Annotated in this window: 19 protein-coding genes and 1 riboswitch; of the genes, 12 read left to right on the plus strand and 7 right to left on the minus strand. The window is 59.2% G+C overall.

The genetic code is table 11. The annotated features are described in order from the left end of the window. Nucleotides 1–53 precede the first annotated feature (53 nt). The 5 genes from ACSQ9D_RS26515 (at nt 54) to ACSQ9D_RS26535 (ending at nt 4,891) form a co-directional block, all read left to right on the plus strand. Nucleotides 54–1,070 (plus strand): ABC transporter ATP-binding protein, encoded by a 1,017-nt coding sequence (locus tag ACSQ9D_RS26515; RefSeq protein ID WP_436284816.1) that lies wholly within the window; start codon nt 54–56, stop codon nt 1,068–1,070. Next, complete coding sequence (locus tag ACSQ9D_RS26520; RefSeq protein WP_436284817.1) at nt 1,067–2,050, plus strand: ABC transporter ATP-binding protein; 984 nt, start codon at nt 1,067–1,069, stop codon at nt 2,048–2,050. Before ACSQ9D_RS26515 ends, ACSQ9D_RS26520 begins: the two co-directional genes overlap by 4 nt. Before the next feature lie 10 nt (nt 2,051–2,060). Continuing rightward, entirely contained in the window at nt 2,061–2,987 is a 927-nt protein-coding gene (locus ACSQ9D_RS26525; protein ID WP_436284818.1) for an ABC transporter permease, read from the plus strand. A gap of 11 nt (nt 2,988–2,998) precedes the next feature. Next, nucleotides 2,999–3,877 carry an ABC transporter permease gene (locus tag ACSQ9D_RS26530; protein WP_436284819.1) on the plus strand — a complete coding sequence of 293 codons (879 nt, stop codon included), beginning with the start codon at nt 2,999–3,001 and terminating at the stop codon, nt 3,875–3,877. Nucleotides 3,878–3,976: 99 nt separating this feature from the next. Continuing rightward, nucleotides 3,977–4,891, plus strand: coding sequence for a TIM barrel protein (locus ACSQ9D_RS26535; protein WP_436284820.1), 915 nt, complete (start codon nt 3,977–3,979; stop codon nt 4,889–4,891). A 438-nt stretch (nt 4,892–5,329) separates the two neighbouring features. Here the strand turns inward: ACSQ9D_RS26535 and ACSQ9D_RS26540 are convergent, their stop codons facing one another. From ACSQ9D_RS26540 to ACSQ9D_RS26560, 5 genes are read right to left on the minus strand one after another with little or no spacing between them, the layout of a single operon-like run. Then, nucleotides 5,330–6,184, minus strand: a complete 855-nt coding sequence (locus tag ACSQ9D_RS26540; RefSeq protein WP_436284821.1) for a transporter substrate-binding domain-containing protein — start codon at nt 6,182–6,184, stop codon at nt 5,330–5,332. Between the two features lie 32 nt (nt 6,185–6,216). After that, nucleotides 6,217–6,999, minus strand: a complete 783-nt coding sequence (locus tag ACSQ9D_RS26545) for an ABC transporter ATP-binding protein (RefSeq protein ID WP_436284822.1) — start codon at nt 6,997–6,999, stop codon at nt 6,217–6,219. Further along, nucleotides 6,996–7,736 carry an ABC transporter permease gene (locus tag ACSQ9D_RS26550; protein WP_436284823.1) on the minus strand — a complete coding sequence of 247 codons (741 nt, stop codon included), beginning with the start codon at nt 7,734–7,736 and terminating at the stop codon, nt 6,996–6,998. Before ACSQ9D_RS26550 ends, ACSQ9D_RS26545 begins: the two co-directional genes overlap by 4 nt. Next, entirely contained in the window at nt 7,736–8,455 is a 720-nt protein-coding gene (locus ACSQ9D_RS26555) for an ABC transporter permease (RefSeq protein WP_436284824.1), read from the minus strand. Before ACSQ9D_RS26555 ends, ACSQ9D_RS26550 begins: the two co-directional genes overlap by 1 nt. Continuing rightward, nucleotides 8,452–9,876, minus strand: coding sequence for a M20 family metallopeptidase (locus tag ACSQ9D_RS26560; protein WP_436284825.1), 1,425 nt, complete (start codon nt 9,874–9,876; stop codon nt 8,452–8,454). The genes ACSQ9D_RS26555 and ACSQ9D_RS26560 overlap by 4 nt, the downstream gene beginning before the upstream one ends. Before the next feature lie 176 nt (nt 9,877–10,052). On the opposite strand from ACSQ9D_RS26560, the gene ACSQ9D_RS26565 reads away from it, so the two are divergent. Together ACSQ9D_RS26565 and ACSQ9D_RS26570 are read left to right on the plus strand one after the other, a co-directional pair. Further along, complete coding sequence (locus ACSQ9D_RS26565; protein ID WP_436284826.1) at nt 10,053–10,688, plus strand: GntR family transcriptional regulator; 636 nt, start codon at nt 10,053–10,055, stop codon at nt 10,686–10,688. Between the two features lie 340 nt (nt 10,689–11,028). Further along, on the plus strand, nt 11,029–12,324 hold the full coding sequence (locus tag ACSQ9D_RS26570; protein WP_436284827.1) for an MFS transporter: 1,296 nt from the start codon (nt 11,029–11,031) through the stop codon (nt 12,322–12,324). 334 nt (nt 12,325–12,658) lie between these two features. Here the strand turns inward: ACSQ9D_RS26570 and ACSQ9D_RS26575 are convergent, their stop codons facing one another. Both ACSQ9D_RS26575 and ACSQ9D_RS26580 read right to left on the minus strand, forming a co-directional pair. Then, nucleotides 12,659–13,156 (minus strand): HD domain-containing protein, encoded by a 498-nt coding sequence (locus ACSQ9D_RS26575; RefSeq protein ID WP_436284828.1) that lies wholly within the window; start codon nt 13,154–13,156, stop codon nt 12,659–12,661. 622 nt (nt 13,157–13,778) lie between these two features. Continuing rightward, nucleotides 13,779–14,573 carry a GntR family transcriptional regulator gene (locus ACSQ9D_RS26580; RefSeq protein ID WP_436284829.1) on the minus strand — a complete coding sequence of 265 codons (795 nt, stop codon included), beginning with the start codon at nt 14,571–14,573 and terminating at the stop codon, nt 13,779–13,781. A 158-nt stretch (nt 14,574–14,731) separates the two neighbouring features. Between ACSQ9D_RS26580 and ACSQ9D_RS26585 the strand changes: the two genes are divergently transcribed. The 5 genes from ACSQ9D_RS26585 to ACSQ9D_RS26605 all read left to right on the plus strand — a co-directional run bounded on the left by ACSQ9D_RS26585 (nt 14,732) and on the right by ACSQ9D_RS26605 (nt 19,483). After that, nucleotides 14,732–15,988 (plus strand): ABC transporter substrate-binding protein, encoded by a 1,257-nt coding sequence (locus ACSQ9D_RS26585; RefSeq protein WP_436284830.1) that lies wholly within the window; start codon nt 14,732–14,734, stop codon nt 15,986–15,988. Nucleotides 15,989–16,082: 94 nt separating this feature from the next. Continuing rightward, nucleotides 16,083–17,192 carry an ABC transporter ATP-binding protein gene (locus ACSQ9D_RS26590; RefSeq protein WP_436284831.1) on the plus strand — a complete coding sequence of 370 codons (1,110 nt, stop codon included), beginning with the start codon at nt 16,083–16,085 and terminating at the stop codon, nt 17,190–17,192. Continuing rightward, nucleotides 17,189–18,079, plus strand: coding sequence for a carbohydrate ABC transporter permease (locus tag ACSQ9D_RS26595; protein ID WP_436284832.1), 891 nt, complete (start codon nt 17,189–17,191; stop codon nt 18,077–18,079). The genes ACSQ9D_RS26590 and ACSQ9D_RS26595 overlap by 4 nt, the downstream gene beginning before the upstream one ends. A gap of 2 nt (nt 18,080–18,081) precedes the next feature. After that, a complete protein-coding gene (locus ACSQ9D_RS26600) occupies nt 18,082–18,960 on the plus strand; it encodes a carbohydrate ABC transporter permease (protein WP_436284833.1) in 879 nt (292 codons plus the stop codon). Between the two features lie 19 nt (nt 18,961–18,979). Next, nucleotides 18,980–19,483 carry a GNAT family N-acetyltransferase gene (locus ACSQ9D_RS26605; RefSeq protein ID WP_436284834.1) on the plus strand — a complete coding sequence of 168 codons (504 nt, stop codon included), beginning with the start codon at nt 18,980–18,982 and terminating at the stop codon, nt 19,481–19,483. A 565-nt stretch (nt 19,484–20,048) separates the two neighbouring features. Continuing rightward, a riboswitch (cobalamin riboswitch) is annotated at nt 20,049–20,278 on the plus strand. Nucleotides 20,279–20,420 lie beyond the last annotated feature (142 nt).

Consider the following 20,420-nt stretch of genomic DNA (forward strand, 5'->3'; position numbering starts at 1 on the left):
CGGATCCTTTTCGTTCGCTATGGATGCAAACGACCAGAGAAAAGGGTGAGCGGATGAGTGCCACTGTCACCAAGCTCGTTGAAATACGCGGGCTGAAAGTCGCCTTCGACGGCGTGCAGGTATTGCATGGGATCGATCTCGACATCGCCAAAGGCGAGGCAGTCGGCCTCGTTGGTGAATCGGGTTGCGGCAAGTCTGTGACCTGGCTCGCGGCGCTCGGTCTGCTGCCCGGCAAGGCGAGTGTGGCTGGATCGGTGAAAATCCACGGGCGGGAATTGCTAGGTGCACCTCGCTCCGCGCTGGAGCAGATCCGAGGCGGATGCGTCGCGATGATCTTCCAGGACCCGTCGAGTTCGCTCAATCCGGTTCTGACGATCGGCCGGCAGATCACCGAGGCGCTTTCCATTCATCGCGGTCTTCGCGGCGAGGCGGCGAAGGTAGAGGCGTGGCGGCTAATGGATATGGTCGGCATCCCGGATGTGCGACGTCGTTTCGATCTCTATCCGCACGAATTCTCAGGCGGGCAGTGTCAGCGGCTGATGATTGCCATGGCGCTCGCCGGCGAGCCGGACCTGCTGATTGCAGATGAGCCGACAACAGCGCTCGATGCGACGATTCAGGCGCAGATCCTGGATTTGTTGATCTCGCTCAGGGCCGAGACCGGCATGGCGACGGTCTTCATCAGCCACGACCTCGGCGTCGTGTCGCAGGTGTGCGAGCGCGTCTGCGTCATGTATGCCGGACGCATCGTCGAGGAAGGTAAGGTGGCGGAGCTTTTTGCCGATCCGCGCCATCCTTATACGCGCGGCCTCTTTGATGCGATCCCGAGCATTGACGGTCCTCGCCAGCGTTTGATTCCGATTGCCGGAACCGTCCCCGATCCCCGGCGACTGCCAAAAGGGTGCTCCTTCTCGCCGCGCTGTTCTCGCGCCATCGAGGCCTGCGGCCAAGAATTGCCGCCGCTCGTTTCGATCGGCCGCGGTCGCCAGCTCGCATGTAGCCGACCAGTCCCGTCGGCATCAATTGCCGCCGAGACGAGAGGCCGGATCAAAGAGGGGATGGCGCGATGACGCCCTTGATCGAAGCCCGCGACCTCGTTCGTATCTACCATGTCCGCCGCGGATTGTTTGGCCATCCGACCCCGGTAAGAGCAGTCGACGGTATCTCGCTTGCCGTCATGGCAGGTGAGACGCTCGGCGTCGTCGGAGAGTCCGGTTCGGGAAAATCAACGCTCGGGCGCATGCTGCTGGGGATCGATGCCGCCCAAGAAGGCGAGGTCGTGTTCGATGGAAAGGCAATGCCCGCAGGCGCAACGCCCGAATGGCGAAAGCTGCGGGCGAAGATGCAACTCGTCTATCAGGATCCGCTTGCCGCACTCGACCGACGCCTGACGATTGCCACGCAACTGGCTGAGTCCCTGGAGATTCATCGGCTCATTCCGAAGGAACATCGTGCGGCGCGGGTCGCCGAATTGATGAGCGCAGTCGGTCTGAGACCGGACCAGGCCATGCGCTTCCCGCACGAATTGTCCGGCGGGCAGCGTCAGCGGGCCGTGATCGCGCGCGCAATCGCCTCTCGACCGAAGCTTCTGGTTTGCGACGAGCCGGTTTCGGCACTCGATGTTTCGATCCAGGCGCAGATCATCAACATGCTGCGCGACCTTCAGCAACAGCACAGTATCGCCATGGTCTTCATCAGCCACGATCTCAAAGTCGTGCGCAACATCGCCGATCGGGTTGCGGTCATGTATCTCGGTCGCGTCGTCGAAGAGGCCTCGTCCGATGTCATCTTCCGCTCGCCGATACATCCCTACACCCGCGCGCTGGTATCGAGCGTGCCACGTCCCGGCACTCCGCTTCAAGGACGCATGATCCTTCAAGGCGAGCCGCCCAATCCGGCAAACCGTCCGTCAGGCTGCGCCTTTCATCCGCGATGCCCGCTGGCGCGCGATCTTTGTCGCACCGCAGCGCCTCAGCTGAAGGAGATTGGAGACGGGCGAACCGTGGCCTGCCACGTGACAGCGGGCGACGACGCCCAAATTGCAGCATAGGAAGACCTTGATGGTTCGCTTCATTCTCGTGCGGTTGTTTCGAGCGCTGATCACGATCCTCGCCGTCGTGACATTCGCCTTCGTCGTGTTGCGCATGTCCGGGGATCCGGCACAGGTGATGCTGGGCCCCGATGTGCCGCAGGATTCCGTCGTTGCGTTTCGAAAGGCCTGGGGCCTCGATCAGCCGCTATGGGTCCAATACATCGCCTATCTCAAATCGATCTTCACCGGCGATTTCGGAGTGTCGATGCGCGACAAGGCATCGGCACTGCGCCTGGTGATGGAGCGGGTTCCAGCGACGTTGCAGCTGACAGTGCCGGCGCTGATCCTGAAACTCGTGATCGGCATTCCCGCCGGCGTCTACGCGGCGCTGCACCGGCAGAGTTTTGCCGACCGCGGGGTCATCCTGCTTGCGATCTTCGGCTTCACCATACCCTCCTTCGTCATGGGACTGGTCCTCGTGCTGATCTTCTCCGTCGTGCTTGGGCTTCTGCCGTCCGGCGGTCAGGATAGCTGGATGCATGGTATCCTGCCGACGATCACGATGAGCATCGGCGGCATCGGCATTCTTTCCCGGTTCTCGCGCAGCGCCATGATCGAGGTCATGGGGCAACCCTTTATTCGTACGGCGTCCGCAAAGGGCCTGAAGTGGCGCGACGTCGTCTGGAGCCACGCGCTGCCCAATGCCGCCGTTCCGATCGTCACGATCGTCGGCTTCATGGTCGGGTCGTTGATCGCGGGTGCCGTTGTGGTGGAGTCGATTTTTTCGTGGCCGGGTATCGGCCGCCTGCTGGTCGTATCCGTCAGCAACCGTGATCTGGCGGTCGTTCAATGCATTCTCCTGATCATTGCCGCCACGATGGTCGTCTCCAACCTCGTCGTCGACCTACTCTACGGCTGGCTCGATCCGCGGCTGCGCGCGCACGCAGGACATTGAGGAAAGCAACCATGATTTCTGTCGATCTCAGTGAAACACCGCATGCCCGAAAGGGAGGCGGCTTTATCTCGCGCCTGCGGCAAACCGTGCCGCCGCTCGTCGCCATTGGCATCCTGTGGCTGATGGCCATGGTGGTGATTGCGGCCTTCGCCGATCACATCCGGCCCTACAATATCACCGCCATGGACCTCACCAGCCGGCTTTCCGTGCCGGGCTCGGCAAAGCATTGGCTCGGAACCGATGAGCTTGGGCGCGACGTTCTCTCACGCTTGATCCAATCGATCCGGATTTCCCTGGTCATTGCCTTCGGCGCGACGCTGCTTTCGGCGGTCTTCGGCACGTTTCTCGGCTTTGCTGCCGCCAGCTTTCGCGGTTTTGTGGAGCATCTCGTGCTGGTGCTGGCGGATTTCCAGGCGGCATTGCCTTTCCTGATCATGTCGCTGGCGGTGCTGGCTTTCTTTGGCTCTTCGATGCTGCTGCTCGTCTGCCTGATGGGCTTTTATGGCTGGGAACGCTACGCACGAATTGCCCGCGGCCTTGCCATCGCCGCCGGTGCCCAGGGCTATGCGGCAGCCGTCGTGCAGCTCGGCGCGACACCGACACGCGTCTATCTCCGTCACATCCTGCCCAATGTCGCTTCGACCCTCATCGTCTCGATGACGCTGACCTTCCCGGAAATCATCCTGATGGAAAGCGGTCTGTCGTTTCTCGGCCTCGGGGTCCAGCCGCCGGAGACCAGCCTTGGCAACATGGTCGGCTTCGGACGCGAATACCTGACGCGCGCGCCCTGGATCATGCTGGCACCGGCCAGCGTGATCATGCTGACCACGCTGTCGATTTCGCTGGTCGGTGACTGGCTGCGCGACAAGCTCGACCCGACGGCCAACTGAGACGGACGCTCATTCCGGACCCAAGGGCCCGCAAGTCTCGACTTTCAAGATCGCGGAACCACCGCTGCCTGACCCTCCTCAATTCAAGAAGGAAATGCCATGAGCAACATTATCTCGACCGGTTTCAATTCCGGCTCCATCGACGGAGAACTCGATAGCCTTCAAGCTGATCTTTGCCGACTGGCCGGCCTTGGTGTCGAGACCGTCGAGCTTGGCTTGACCAGCATCGACCTGATCGCTGGCGGCCGTGTCGTCAAGGAGCGGGCAGAGCGCCTGGCGGCGCTGACCGCGCAATTTCCGTTCCGCTACACGGTCCACGGGCTCGTCTCATCCAACTTCATGGATCCGGCGACCGCCCGCTACCAGATCGATGCCGCAAAGGCACTCGTGCAAGTCTGCGACCTGATCGGCGCGAGGGTCATCGTACAGCATGGTGGCCATCTGCGCGCCGACCAACTCTTCGAGCGTGCCGGGGCCGACAAGCGCGAGCGCGAGGCCTTGTTCGAGCTGGCGGAATTTGCCAAGCGTTACGACGTGCGGATTGCCTTCGAAAACATCTTCACCACCGAACCGGGGCAGTATCGCCAGACGCCGGTCGAGGTGGCCGAGACCGTCAAGGCCGTCGGTCATCAAAACTTGGTGGCGCTGATCGATTTCAGCCATGCCTATATCGAGGCGACCTACCGCGGCCTGAACTTCAGGGAACAGATCCGCGCCATGGCACCGGTTGCTGGCCATCTGCATGTCCACGACTCCTTCGGTCGCCCGCAGGCCTTCTACAAGCCTTACCATCTGCAGGAATCGACGGCGCTTGGCATCGGTGATTTGCACATGCCGCTTGGCTGGGGCGATATCGACTGGGAAGACATCTTTAGCGAACTCGAGTTCCTGCCGGACACGGTTCTGATGATGGAGATCGGCGCCCGCTATCGCAACGAACAGAGTGCGTCGCTCGAGCGTGCAAAGCGCCTCATCGCGTCGAACAGTAACCGCACTGCCGCAGCTGCGGAATAGGGCTGTCCAACGCAGGCCTGTGCGAGCCTTGGCGCCAGCCGGGCTCGCACATTCCGCGAAGCCTGCGCCGTCAACCAGCATCGGACGCTTTTCCGGCCGGAACCTGTCGCAGTCGCGAGGAAATGGAAGAGGGCAAGGGCCGACAGGTGCATCAGTGCAGATCCAGCGCCAGTTGGCTGCTCTTCGACCATCGATCCCGTTCAGACTGCGCGACCGGCCGCGACGCGGCCAGCGCGCTCGCGATGCTTTCTTCCATGCCAGTCATCCGCCATGTCAATCTTTGGTTTGACAGCGGTCAGCCGGCCGCCAGGGCGGCGGCGGCACCGCCCGGCGGGAAGTCGAGGAGGCATTTCTTAATGCATCGGCCCGACATTCAAACGAGTACGGGCACCCTCGTGCGCCCGTACCGCCACATACGTTCTGGTCGTTGCGCAGCTTTCACTTCGGGGTGACATCGAACCCGAACCACTTCTCGGACAGTGTCTTAACGGTACCGTCGGCCTTTGCGGCAGCGATCGCGTCGTTGAACATCGCCTTCAGCTGTGTGTCATCCTTTCGCAAGCCGACAGAACTGCCGCGACCCAGAAAGCCGCCCTGGAAGCGCGGACCTGCCGTCGTCATATCTTCGTTGCCCGGTTTCTGTGATGCGGTCGTCAGATATGCCATCGAGGCCATAACGAGATCGACGCGACCGGCCTTCAGGTCGAGATCGTGTTCCTCGGTGGTCTTGTATTCGCGAACCTCGACAACTCCTTTGAGGTACTTGTCGACGAAAGCAGCAGCCGTCGATGCCGTCTGCACGCCGATGAGTTTGCCCTGCAGGATCGGTTTGATCTTGTCGATCTCGGCAATGGCGCCTGCCTCGTCACCGGCGAGCGAGAAGACCTCTCCCTTTTCCGGAAGGCTGGCGAGATCGCTCGATCTCGATGTCGCGAAGGCCTGGCCGGTGGAACCATATGAGTCGCTGAAGGCGATGACCTGTTCGCGCTTTGCAGTTGCCGACATGCCGGAGATGATGGCATCGAACTTACCCGCGTTGAGAGCCGGAATCATGCCGTCGAAGTTCTGGACGACGACCTTGCATTCGACCTTCATCTGATTGCAGAGGTATTTGGACAGCTCGATCTCGTAACCATCGAGGGAACCGTCCGGCTTGGTGAAGTTGTAGGGCTTGAATGCCCCCTCTGTGGCGATGGTCACTGTCGTCCACTTCTTGTCCTCAGCGTGCGCACTCCCTGCGGCAAGCAAAACCGCGGTGGAAACGGCCGTCAGGACCCGAGATTGAAATGTCATTTAATGCTCCCCTTTTTCCTCGTGAGGTTGAGTTATTTGCTGATGAACTGCCGGAAGCGTTCCGACTGAGAATTGCTGAAAACGTCGTGCGGCTTGCCATCTTCCTCGACGCACCCCTTGTGTAGGAAAACGACGCGATTAGAGACATTGCGGGCAAATCCCAGTTCGTGCGTGACGACGAGCATGGTGCGCCCTTCTTCGGCCAGTGACCGCATGACGCGCAAAACTTCGCCGACGAGCTCTGGATCGAGCGCTGATGTCGGCTCATCGAAGAGCATCACCTTTGGGCGCATTGCCAAGGCACGAGCAATTGCCGCGCGCTGCTGCTGGCCGCCAGATAGGTGAGCGGGATAGAAGTTGCGTTTTTCGGCGATGCCAACCTTGGCAAGCAGTGCTTCGGCCTCTTCGACACATTCACTCCTGGCTCGGCCCAGTACGTGAACCGGTGCCTCGATGACGTTCTCAAGCACGGTCTTGTGAGACCAAAGATTGAAGCTTTGAAACACCATGCCAAGCTGAGAACGAATGCGATCGACCTGTCTGCGATCGGTGGGATGGCTGCCCTTGTGACCATTCGCCTGCATGCGAATGGTTTCGCCGGCGACCGTGACCTCGCCGGAATCGGGTGCCTCTAAGAGGTTGATGCAACGCAAGAAGGTGGATTTTCCCGATCCAGACGAGCCGAGGATGGAGACAACGTCGCCCTCATGCGCATCAAGCGAGATGCCTTTAAGGACTTCCAGGGGGCCGAAGCTCTTGTGTAAGTTCCTGACCCTTAGCGCGATCGGCGAAAGGGAAGCGGTCGCCACGGTCATTGGGCGTCTCCTTCAAGTGCGGGAGCGACTTTAGCCGCAGGACTTTGAGCAATCGGCTGGCGCAAGTGCGGGCTCAACCAGTGTTCGACAAGATGAACAAAGCGCGTCAGCATAAAGTTGATCGCCAGATAGATCGCGCCTGCGACGATGAAAACTTCGATCGCACGGTACGTCTCCGAAATGATCCTTCCTGCGACACCTGTCACTTCCATGAGGGTGATGATCGAGGCCAGGGATGTTGCCTTGACCATCGCGATCATCTCGTTGCTGTAGCCTGGCAACGCCTGACGGATTGCAAGTGGCAAGACGATGCGACGGAACTGCATGAGCCGAGGCATTCCGCAAGCGCGAGCTGCTTCGACCTGACCAAAAGGCACGGAAAGCAAGCCGCCGCGTATGATTTCGCTGGCGTATGCGGCGGTGTTGATGGTCAGCGCTAAAACGGCACACCAATAAGGGTCGCGCAGAAATGGCCAAAGGATGCTGTGTCGCACCGCCGGAAATTGCCCGAGGCCGTAATAGATCAGGAAAATCTGGACCAGCAGTGGCGTTCCGCGAAAGACGAAGACATAGCTGCGTGCCAACCACTCAAGCACGAAGATGCCGGATAGACGGCAAAGGGCAATAGCGAGCGCCAAAATTGCGCCAAGCGCAATCGAGGTGGCAGCGAGCTCCAGCGTCAGCGGGATTGCCGAGATGAGGCTGACGAAAGTTTCGGACAGAAATGCGAAGTCCATCACACTCTCCTAACGCCCCGCGAGAAGTGCTTTTCAGCGCGCCGGAGAAGGATCCCAGAACCAGTTGAAATCACGAGATAAATGCCGCCACCTATCAGGTAGAAGTCAAAAGGCAGCCCGGTCGAGCCGGCGGCGATCTGCGTCTGGCGCAACAGCTCGGCAACTCCGGTAATGGAAACAAGGGCCGATTCCTTCAGGACCACCTGCCAGATATTGCCCAGTCCCGGCAAAGCGTGCCGAAGCGTCAGTGGCACGATGATGCGGCGAAATCGAAGAGACCGCCCCATGCCACAGGCAATCGCCGCCTCGATCTCACCCGCATGGACAGCCTTGAACGCGCCACGAAAGACTTCTGTGAATTGCGCGCCGGAGGTAACACCAACCGCGAGCGACCCGGCCAGGAAACCGGGAAAGCCGACAAAACCTTCCGCACCGAACAGGCGACCAAAGGCGGTAACGACGGCACTCCCGCCGAAATAGAAAAGGAAAATCACCAACAAGTCAGGAATGCCGCGAAGCACCGTGGTATATGTGTCGGCAGCAAACCGAACGCTGCGTCCCCCCGAGATCTTTGCCCAAGCTCCGAATGAGCCAATTACGGCTCCAATGGAGTAGCCTGCCAGCGCGATCAGAATTGTCATCCACGCGCCGGCAAGCAAAGCCTTGCCCCAACCGTCGGAACCGAAGCTGACCAGCTCTAGAATGCTGGGTTGGATCATTGAGGTTGCCTTTCTGGCAGCGGCGGCTGAACATCGTTCGGGATTGGGTTGACGAAGGGCGTGCCATCGAGACGGCCTCTCAGATCCGCCTTGGCAGCGTCGATGAGCGCGCGATTGCCGATAAGCTCGATCGCCGTGCTGGCCATGACCTTGGCTGCGTGTTCCATGCCCTTGTGGGCTGCCGGAAGCTTGCCTTGAGCAACTAACTGCCAGGAGTGGCCAGGCGTTCCAATCGCGTAGGTCGCACCGCGCATCTGCACGGTCGGGACAACCCAGCTGACGCTTCCGACATCTGTAGAGCCCACGATAGTACTGTCGCCGGCATAGAGCGGAAAGATTTCATCGCACAGTGGCTGGTCCTTCTTCGGCTTCAATCCGAAGCGGGCATAGGAAGATGAGATATCCTCCGAGCTCATCGTCTGCTGAAATCTGCGCGCCATTGCGCGGTCGGCATCATCGAAGACCGGCGGCCCAAGCCGCTGCAGGTTGGCGAACATCAGTTCCTCAAGAGGGACATTGCCAACGAGATTGGCGTCGCCGCTGATCACTTCGCTGCGCACCGACGTTTCGGTCATTAAAGCAGCGCCTTGCGCTACTTTTTTCACCCGTTCGACCAAGGAGAGCAGTTCCGGAAGATTTCGTGCGCGGATCAGATAACGAACCGTTGCACGTGCTTGGACGACGTTTGGTGCCGAACCGCCCGTATCGGTTACGGCGTAGTGGATGCGAGCGGTCGAAGGCATGTGCTCGCGCATGTAGTTCACGCCGACATTCATAAGTTCGACGGCGTCGAGCGCGCTGCGGCCAAGATGTGGCGTTGCCGACGCGTGCGAAGATCGTCCGGTGAAATGGAAGTTGATCTCATTGCATGCCAGCGAAACGGGGTTGTTTACTCCAGCGAACGCGGCCGGATGCCAGGAAATGGCAATGTCGACGTCATCGAAGACGCCCGCGCGGACCATGAAACCCTTAGATGAACCGCCTTCCTCCGCCGGGCAGCCGTAGTACCGCACGCGGCCCTTCAGGCCATTGGCTGCGAGAAATTCCTTGACGGCCGCCGCAGCAAGCATTGAGCCTGCACCCAGCATGTTATGCCCGCATCCGTGGCCGTTGCCATTCGCCTTGACCTCACGCTGTTCTGCGATCCCGGCTTCCTGGCTCATGCCGGGCAGAGCATCAAATTCGCCTAGGATTGCGATGACCGGCCCGCCTTCACCGGCTTCGCCCATGACTGCTGTTGGCAATCCCGCTATCCCTCGTTCGACACGAAATCCCTCAACGTCCAACTGACGGGCGTGCTCTTCGGCAGAGCGGTATTCCTCGTAATTCGTCTCTGGCATGTCCCAGATGCGGTCGCTCAAGGCAAAGAAGCCGTCTCTCTTGGCTTCTACAACGTCCCATACGGTGTCGGCGTTTTTCATGGCTTTCAAAACTGCTTTGCTTCGAATAGTATCCAAAATTGGCGCCAATTTATGATACAAAAAACGTTAGTGCAATCCGTATGCACGAATAAATGTCGCCCGATCTTAGTTATCTCGGCGCCTACAGAAATTCGATGCGCCGTGCTATCGGTTCAGGAAAGAACAGGGGATTTTGAATGGCAGATGCCATCTTGGATTCAAGGGCAGAGGCTTCAGGCGCGCGTGACGTGACAGACCTTATTCTCCAGGACATTCTGGCGGGGGCGTTGATGCCGGGAACGTGGTTGAAGCAGGTTGATCTGGAGCGACGTTACAACTGTACCCGCCCGGACGTGCGTCGCGCACTCGATCGCCTCGCTCAAAAGCGGCTGGTCGAGCATGTGCCAAACCGTGGTTATCATGTCTATGAGCCAGACGGGCGCCGGGCGAGAGAAGTTAGCGAGATCCGCGTTATTCTTGAAACCGCGGTTGCCGGGACGATCGTGGAAAATGCATCGGCAGATGATGTCCGCGCCCTTCGCAAGCTTGCGGAGCATTTCGACGAGGCGACGCTGAACGGAACGATGTTGGAACTCTATGAGGCAAATCTTGCCTTCCATCGTCAGCTGCTGATGCTTGGTGGCAATATTGAGCTGGTCGACCTTGTAACGGAGATCCGCCAGCGGACCTCTTCCGCCCCGGTCGCGCAATGGCGAACGCGCGCACGCATTGAGCAATCCGGGCGGGAGCATCACATGATGATCGATGCGATCGAACACAGGGACGGGAAGCTGTTTGCGGAGCTCACACGACAGCACATCCTCCAGAAGTAGCATCGCGGGGCGGCTTCGTGGTGAGCGCAAGGGAGCGCCTGCAGCAAACAGGCGAGAACGGCGCCGCGTCAAACATGGCGCCGGACAACCAGACACTTCGCAAAACAGCTGGCTCAAACCGTGATCTGATCGGGTCGCGGCCTGTCATCCAAGACAAACCCGACATCCCAATCAGCTCTGGCATGCCGGCTTCGCCTCCGAAGCCCTGCGTTCATGGAGAGCCATCCTTTGGCGGCGCCTGCGCATCGGATTGTCGCGCCAACCCTCCACGCTTTTTGGTTGATATACGCGCCAGCGCTCTATCTTGGCTATGTCGCACTTTGGAAAGGGAGGAAACTGCGTGATTGTGGAGAAACAACTTATTTCGAAAATCACCTGGCGGCTCATGCCGTTTCTCGGCGTTCTATATTTGATCGCCTACATCGACCGCCAGAACGTGAGCTTCGCCAAGCTTGATATGGTCGGGGCGCTTGGAATGACCGAATACGCCTATGGGCTGGGGGCATCTCTATTCTTCGTCGGATATTTCATATTTGAGGTCCCGAGCAATCTGCTGCTCGACAAATTTGGCGCCAGCAAGTGGTTTGCCCGCATTCTCATTTCGTGGGGCGCCGTCACGATCGCGCTCGCCTATACGCAGAATGCTACGATGTTCTACATTCTTCGCTTCTTGCTGGGGGCTTGCGAGGCCGGCTTCTTTCCCGGTGTGCTTTATCTTCTGACGCTTTGGTACCCCTCTGCCTATCGCGGCACAATGGTCGGCTTGTTCATGATCTTCAGTGCGATCGCCAATGCAGTGGGCGCTCCTTTGGGAGGGGTGTTGCTGGATCTGGACGGACTGTACGGGATTGCGGGATGGCAATGGGTCTTCATCGCAACGGGAATACCGGCGGTCATCGCAGGCGTTGTCACTCTATTTTATTTGGCTGACAGACCCGCGGATGCGAAGTTCCTCACGCCCGATGAACAGGCTTGGCTGAAAGATCGTCTCGCAAGAGAGAATTCCGGCATGGAGGCGTCCGCTGGCGACGGCTTCAAGGCTCTGATCAATCCGCGTGTGTTGTTGATGTCGCTCTGCTACGTCGGGTTTCCCCTCGCAGCCTATGGTCTGAGCTACTGGCTCCCAACCATTGTAAAGGGCTTTGGCGTCAGCAACACGACAAATGGCCTCCTGAATATCATTCCGTGGGTTCTGGTCGCTATTGCTCTTTATGTCGTGCCATCCGCAGCTGACCGTGCGGCATCGAAGACGCCATATATTGTCATCCCGGCACTTGTGGGCGCCGTCTGCCTTTTGCTATCGGCAGTTATCCCGAACCACGTGGTGCAATTTCTGCTTCTATGTGTGGCAGCAGCCGGAATCTTTGCGGGGCAGCCAGTGTTTTGGAGCCTGCCGTCGCGGTTCCTCCGCGGGGCGGGAGCAGCGGCGGGACTGGCTGCTATTAACTCGGTGGGAAATCTCGGAGGGTTCGTCGCGCAGAATGTCGTGCCCTGGATCAAAGACGCAACGGGTAGCACAATCGCGCCGATGTTTTTCCTCGCTGTCTGCCTGGCCGCAGCCGCGCTTCTTGTCCTGGTCATAGGGCGAACTTTGGGCCGGCAGGCGACGTCTCACGACCTCAAAGCCCGAGTATGATGGATGCGAGGCTCGCGACGTCAAGCTTTCTTGGATTAACGCCTCGAAAGCCTCGATGGGCCGGATAAACGATCGCCGATCCGCAGAACCGACTGCGGACGGCATAGACGAGTGGAAACGCGAGCGACCGCCAGCGCCTGCGAGAGCGATCAGCCTTTACCCCTTCAGCCTCCTGCGGATCCGTGCGTCACATTGAAACCGTGCTAATCATAGTCGAGACCGGAAAGGGCGAGAAAAGGATCTGGCGGGCGGTCGCGCTGATCGGCTTGCTCCTGCTCTGGATTGCACCGGGGGTGAGGTGTTGGTTTGTTCGATCATTGGGAAGTCCTCCATGTCATGATGAAGGAACGTCCTGTTCCGGCGACTTCGGATCCGCCTCCATGATCTCGATGATCCGAAGACCTTCCTCATACTTGGAAGTGTCGGCACCCACCTCTTGGGCCTGCGCAAGATTGTCTCTGAGGTCGGCAACCTTGATGGGACGGGCAAGCCTGTTTTCGGCAGCGCGCGTGACGAAGTCTTGATCAGTCTCTTCGGGGCGTCGTGTAAGCGCATCGACGGCTTCCACAATTTCTGTGCTGAAGCCAGATTCTGCCAGTCGCTCGAGGGTCCAACCGTCTCCTTTTTCCACGACATCATGCAGGAAGCCGACAATGCGTTCGTCATCCCCTTCGACAGCGTCGGCAACGCGCTTGCAATGGGAAAAATACGGCTCACCTGCCTTATCGGTTTGTCCAGAGTGAGCCTTGAAGGCGATCTTGACGGCCCTGAGGAGATCCGACGCCCCTCGATGATCGTGTTCGTTGATCCATTCGCGTGAATCGACTGGCATGGCTCACCTCCGCGAACAAGAAACGAGAGGAAACGCTTGAAGTTCCAATCGATTTTTGTAGGAATCCTACAATCCTGTGGCAACGTTCTGTCTCTCTTCGTCACCTTTCCTTCGTTCTCGCCCGCCGCGTCTGAGCCACGCTCTGGGTGAGGGTCACCGAGCTTGAAACCATCGCAAATGCAATGATGTGTCGCCGCGCAACTGAAAGCGTTCGTGAGCAAAAACAATGAACTCTCACGTTTTCTTAAACAGGAGCGAGTGCGCCGACCCGGCAACGGTCGCCGCACGAGGTATTATGGGACAATGGGTACTCGTCGACCGCATTTGATCGGCGTTCTCGACATCGAACAGGCCGCTTTCAAACTCTTTTTAGATCGACGGAACAAAGAGGACGGCTCCAAGTTTCAGCAACAACCGTCCGGCCCCGCTCCTTCAAGAGTGTGCCGACTTCTCCAGTCTCGCCGGGCGGTCCTCCCCGACATAAACTGCCATCTCCCGACGGCCTGCTTTTGAAACCGAGACGCTCGCTTGACTTTAGAGCCACTGGCCAAGGCTTTCTACATCGTTCCTTGCTGCGGCTGGCTGTCATGGTCAGCGCCGTGATGCGCATCGATAGCCCCGACTAATATTCGCGGAAGTCGCCCGTCGCCGACTGAAGCAACGTCAGTGGGTAACGGTCGGGATGATGGACAAGTGCCGTCATGTTGATTGGCCGGTCGCGTTCGTCGAAGGCAATCTGGTCGACAGTCAGTACGGCGGCCGGCCGAGGAAGCTCCAGCATCTCAGCTTCGCTTTCACTCGCCAAACGCGCGCTCAACCTCGTTTGTCCACGCCGAGGCTGGATCCCGTAGATTTCTCGCAATTCGGCATAAAGCGAACGGTTTGCGACAGACCAGTCCAGGTCTGTCAAGCCTGGCGCGCGGGAGGCCGGTACCCAGTCGGTCTGGAGGACGACCGGCACGCCGTCCAACAAGCGCAGACGAGACAGCACGATCACATCTGATGCTGGCGCAAGAAACAGCGGCCGACTGATCTCGAGGGACGCTTTCACCACTTCCAGGCTGAGAAGGCGATGTCCTGGCACACGGCCACTTGCTAGCGCCGTGCTCGTAAAGCTTCGGAGAACCTCGAGTTCAAATCCTTTGCCATTTTCCGCCACATACAAACCCTTGCCCGGCTGGCTGCGAACAACGCCCTGGCGTATCAGCTCGCGAACGGCATGCCGCACGGTGATGCGACTGACATCGTAAAGCGAAACGAGTTCGCGCTCCGACGGCAGCTTGCCGCGTAAAGGTACTTTCCCATCGCGGATCGATGCCAGCAGATCTTCATAGACCTGCTGGTGGAGCGGGCGAGGGTCGGCCCGATCGATTGCCGCATGCCTTTCCGTCGCTCTTTCCCGCTCACGTGTCGTCACGCTACGCTCTCCGCCTCGACACTGATTTATCCGCCTTTGCATCTTTGCTTGCAATGGAAGCAGAGTCCAGTTGACATGACTGGTCATAACCAGTCCTATTGGGTCAGGAGCCACAGAGTTCCCCACAATGCAAGTGTGATAAAGACAAGGAACAGCTCATGTTGAAGAAATGCCTCGCTGCGGCTGCAGTCTATGCCGGCCTGTGGGCGGGTGCGGCACATGCGGAAACCATCTCCGTCTTCTGCGCACCCACTGAATTCGAACTTTGCACCAAGGTTGCCGACGCCTGGAAGGCGAAGACCGGCAATGAAGCGAAGATCAACAAGATGCCGGCTCTGCTGGACGATGCGATCCCGATCTATCAGCAGCTGCTGGCGGCAAAGTCGAAGGACATCGACGTTCTGTTCCTCGACGTAATCTGGCTCGGGATGTTCAAGGCGAACCTCCTCGATCTGAAATCGATGATCCCGCAGGCCGACCAGGACAAGCACTTCGCCTCGACGCTGAACGCCGCAAAGCTCGACGGCAATCTCGTCGCCATGCCGGCCTATATGGACGTCGGCCTGATGTTCTATCGCAAGGACCTTCTGGAGAAATACGGCAAGCAGCCGCCGAAGACCTGGGACGAGCTTGCCGCCACGGCAAAGGAAATTCAGGAAAAGGAGCGGGCTGCCGGCAATGACAAGATGTGGGGCTATGCCTGGCAGGCGAAGAGCTATGAAGGCCTGACCTGCGACGCGATCGAGCTGATCGCATCGAATGGCGGCGGGACCATCATCGCCGATGACGGCAAGGTGACGATCGACAACCCGCAGGCCGCCGAAGCCATCGAAAAGGCGAAGGGGTGGATCGGCTCGATCAGCCCGGAAGGCGTGTTGAACTATGATGAAGAGGCATCACGCGCCGTCTTCGAATCCGGCGATGCCGTATTCCACCGCAACTGGCCCTATGTCTGGGGCACCTCCCACAAGGAAGGCAGCTCGGTGATCGACAAAGTCGGCGTCATGCCGCTTCCGGTCGGCAAGGACGGCCAGAAGTCCAGCGGCTGCCTCGGGCCGATGTATTACGGCGTCTCGAAATACAGTGCCAAGCCGCAAGTCGCAGCCGACTTCGTGAACTTCATCACCGGCACGGACATGCAGAAGATGCGCGCCGTCGAGGCAACCCTTAACCCCTCCATCCAGTCGCTCTACAGTGACCCGGACGTATTGGAAAAGATCCCCTTCCTGAAGGACAACCAGCAGGCTTTTGCCGATAGCGCCGTACGTCCGTCAGGCTACACGGGAACCAGTTACAACCGCGTCTCACAAGCCTTCTATCGCTCCACCCACGACATGCTATCGGGCAGCGCCGATCCGAAGGAAGGCTTCGCTTCGCTGGCCAAGCGCCTGGAAAAGCTCAAAGAGAGCCGCTGATTGAAAGGCGAGGGAGCTGCGACCTTAAGGCTCCCTCGTTTTTCGCTGCCGGCGCTGCGCCGGCCGTGCCCCTATGCGCAAGCCAAGGTGAAAAATGGCATCGGTTTCGATGGAGTCTGTTTCGAAGAGTTTCGGAACACAAAGTGTCATTCATAATGTGGATCTGAAGATCGACGATGGCGAGTTCATCGTCTTCGTCGGTCCATCCGGATGCGGGAAGTCAACGCTCCTTCGCATCGTGGCGGGGCTGATCTCCGCATCCTCTGGGACGGTCAGGATTGACGGCGACGACGTAACCGACGTCCCGGCCTCGAAGCGTGGCGTTGCCTTTGTCTTTCAATCCTATGCGCTCTACCCGCATATGAGCGTCGCCCGGAATATCGGCTTCGCGCTGGAAACGATGGGCATCCGCCGCGACGCAATTGCGAAGAAGGTGCAATCGGTCGCCCGCATGCTGAAGGTCGACCATCTTCTTAATCGGCGGCCACGGGAGTTGTCAGGAGGCCAGCGCCAACGCGTCGCCATCGGCCGGGCGCTGGTCCGGCAGCCCGATATCTTTCTCTTCGACGAGCCGCTGTCCAATCTGGATGCCGACCTCAGAATGGAAATGCGGATGGAGATCGCCAAGCTGCATGGCGATCTCAAGACGACGATGATCTATGTCACGCACGACCAAGCCGAGGCGATGACGCTTGCCGACCGGATCGTCGTCCTCAATCATGGCCGGATCGAGCAGATCGGTACGCCCTCGGAGCTCTATCATCGGCCCGACAATCGTTTCGTCGCCGGCTTTATCGGCAGCCCCCGCATGAACTTTCTCCCGGTTGCGACGCAGACAGGCGACAATAGCACACGCGTCATCGGTCCCGGCGGCCTGTCGCTGACGCCGAAGGCTGGCGATGGAGAAACGATTGCCGAGATCGGCGTCCGGCCGGAGGCCGTGCGCATCGTGCCGACCGGTGCGGGCCGTCTCGACTGCGTGCTCGAACGCGTCGAGGACCTGGGTCACGAACACTTCGCCTATTGCCGGATCGCCGGCGACGCGCTCTGGGTCATCCGCCTCGCGGCAGCTCCGGCGGCGGAGACAATCGGCCAGACGGTCACGCTTTCCTTCGACGATCAGGCGGTATTTCTCTTTGCCGCCGACGGCACGCGACTCGGCTTGATGGCGGAACCGTCAGACGTTAGGAGGGCCATCCGATGAGCGCACGCCTTGCTCGCCGCGATCACCGTGCCGCCTGGCTCTTCCTTCTCCCAGTCATCGTCGCCATGCTGGTGGTCGCCGTTTGGCCGCTCGGACGGACATTCTTCTTTGCCTTTACCGACGCTTATCTCGACGATCCCAGCGTCTATTCAATGGTCGGCCTCGACAATTTCATCGAGGTCTTCAACGACCACAGCTGGTGGCTCGCCGTCAGGAATACACTGGTCTTCACCGTTGTCTCGGTTACGATCGAGACGGCGCTGGGCCTTGCGATCGCGCTCCTGATCAACGAGGCCATCCCCGGCCGCGGACTTGCGCGCGCCGCCATCCTGGTACCCTGGGCCATCCCTGTGGTCGTTGCTACCAGAATCTGGGAATGGATGCTGAATGACCAGTTCGGCGTCATCAACAAGATCCTGGTGGCACTTGGCTTCATAGATCATGGCGTTGCCTGGACGGCAAGCAGTTCGCTGATCATGGGCGTGGTGATCTTCATCGACGTTTGGATGACGACCCCGTTCATGGTGCTGCTGATCCTCGCAGGTCTGCAGATGATCTCCCAGGAGATCTTCGAGGCCGCCGAAGTTGACGGCATTCCAGCCTGGAAGAGGTTCTGGTCAATCACGCTTCCAATGCTGAGGCCCGCGATCGGTGTTGCAGTCCTGTTTCGCGTACTCGATGCGCTACGCATGTTCGACCTTTCCTATGTGCTTGCCGGCAGCAACGAAAAGGTCATGACAGTATCCATCTATGCCCGCGACCGGCTGATCAGCTTCCAGGAACTCGGAGTGGGCTCTTCCGCCTCGACTTGGGTCTTCCTGCTGGTGGCTCTGGTGGCGATCATCATCATCGGTGCATTGCGGCTCGATAAGGCGGCGGGGCATTGACAATGACCGATCTGACGCTTCCCCTCCCGGTCCGCAGATCCAGCTCCTATTACAGGCTGCGGCGCCGCGCACTGCGCGGTTTGCAGATATTCGCGCTGTTCCTTGTCCTCATCTACACGCTGTTTCCCTATTACTGGGCCTTCGTTTCATCGACGAAGCAGGGAGCAGCGCTTTACCGGTCCGTTCTCCTGCCGGCACTCGATTTCACCTATTACCGGCAGCTGATCGACAATCCGGTTTTCATGGGCTCGCTGCTGAATTCCGCCTATGTGGCGGTTACGACGACCTTCCTGTCTCTGGTGATTGGCATCAGCGCCGCCTACGCGCTCGGGCGGATCGATTTCCCGCAGCGCCGGGCGGTGCTGATGGTTATCTTGATGATCTCGATCTTTCCCCAGGTGGTCGTGCTTTCGGGGATGTTCGAGCTCATCAACTGGCTCGGGCTCTTTAACCGGCCAAGCGCGCTCGTGCTGACATATTTGCTGTCGACCGTGCCGTTTACGACGTGGATCCTCACCACCTTTATCCGCGAGTTTCCACGCGAACTGGAGGAGGCAGCCATTGTTGACGGCTGCTCGCATCTGCGCATTCTTCTGAAGATATTGCTGCCACTGATGGGACCGTCGCTCGCAAGTACCGGCATCCTCGCCTTTATCCTCGCCTGGAATGAATTCCTCTTTGCCCTGACGTTTACCTTGACGGACGAAAACCGCACGGTGCCGGTGGCGATCGGCTTAATCGCGGGCACCAACCGTTATGAATATCCCTTTGGACAGATCATGGCGGCGTCCGTCACCGTGACCCTGCCGCTGATCGCAGTGGTGCTCGTTTTCCAGCGGCGCATCGTCGCCGGGCTGACCGCCGGTGCCGTCAAGGGTTGAAGATCGAAAGGAACGAATCATGGATATGCTCGTCAAGCTCTACGATCTCAAGCCCGATGCCGCCCTTGATGCTAGAATGGAACGCCAACGCATCACCATCCGCCGCGTTTTGCCGCCGGAGCTGAAGGCTTTGACCGACTGGATCACTCCGCGCTTCGGTGTTGGCTGGTCGTCCGAGGCAACGGCTGCCGTCATGCGGCAGCCACCGACATGCTTCGTCGCCATCCAGAATGGCACGTTGATCGGTTTTGCCTGCCACGAGGCGACGGCAAAGGGCTTCTTCGGGCCAACTGGCGTCGATAGCGCAGCCCGCGGCCAGGGTGCTGGCCATGCGTTACTCCTGACGACGCTCCTCGACATGCATGCGCAGGGCTACGCCTATGGCGTCATCGGCGGTGCTGGACCCATGGATTTCTACCGGCGGAGCGTCGGCGCCGTACCGATCGAGGGATCCATTCCCGGAATCTATCGCGGCATGTTGGCCGAGGCCGAGCCAGAGGAAATCTCGGAATCGCACGTCTAGGGCTGCTGACTGTTGATTTGCATCGAGAACCAATGGAGCGGATGCCACCTCCCGACGGCAGTGTGCCAAAGTGATGTTTGCTACAACGTCCAGAGGACAGAGCACCCATCAAGGAAGTTCTCCGGCAAATACGATCTTCCTATGGGCGTTCAATTTCGGCTTACGGAGTTGTCACCTGAGATGGTCAGGATTTACCAGACACGCGAGAAGTTTGTAGCGTCAAGAGTATCGAAATGGCCGCACGATGGTAGATAACGTCACCATTAACCGAGTTAGTGGCGCTTTAAACTACCATGAATAAGAATGTTACCGCCCTTTCCTTTATGCCGAACGTCTGCTTGATATTCTGATCGAGATGCCGTCCCGGATGTCCTAAACGGCCTGCTGCGCATCTGCGATGCTGATCACGATACTGTGGTCGGTGCGACCAGCACGGTCCGATCCGATCAGGCCGTGTGGGTGCACCATCGCCATGGCGACGTAGCAGGTCAGGGGACTTCGTCCTTCGGGGCTCGTTGGATGGGTGCTAAGTCCAAACTTTTGTATTGACGCGATATAGTTGCTCACCGTAACTGTCCGTGACGGTTCCCCAAGGATGACTCCGAGGGGATTAATAGGGAACACGGTGAGGACGACCCAACAGGGACCGAAACCGTGGCTGCCCCCGCAACTGTAAGCGGATTGCCGATCATCCCAGGGCCAATGGCCATGCCACTGCGACAGCGACATCGCGGGAAGGCAGATGATCGGCGCATATTCGCGAGCCAGGAGACCTGCCGTCAAACACGATCCAATCAGCCGGGCGGGGATGCCTGGACAAGGACCAGACATGTTTGACCTGAACCTTTGCCGATCTATGACAATCTCCCGCCTCGATTGGGCTTCCTGCGGTCCTACCACGTAAGCATGCGTCCGTGTGCGCCATCGCGCGACGCCG

The organism is Rhizobium sp. LjRoot258 (assembly GCF_964254185.1).
GTDB lineage: Bacteria > Pseudomonadota > Alphaproteobacteria > Rhizobiales > Rhizobiaceae > Rhizobium.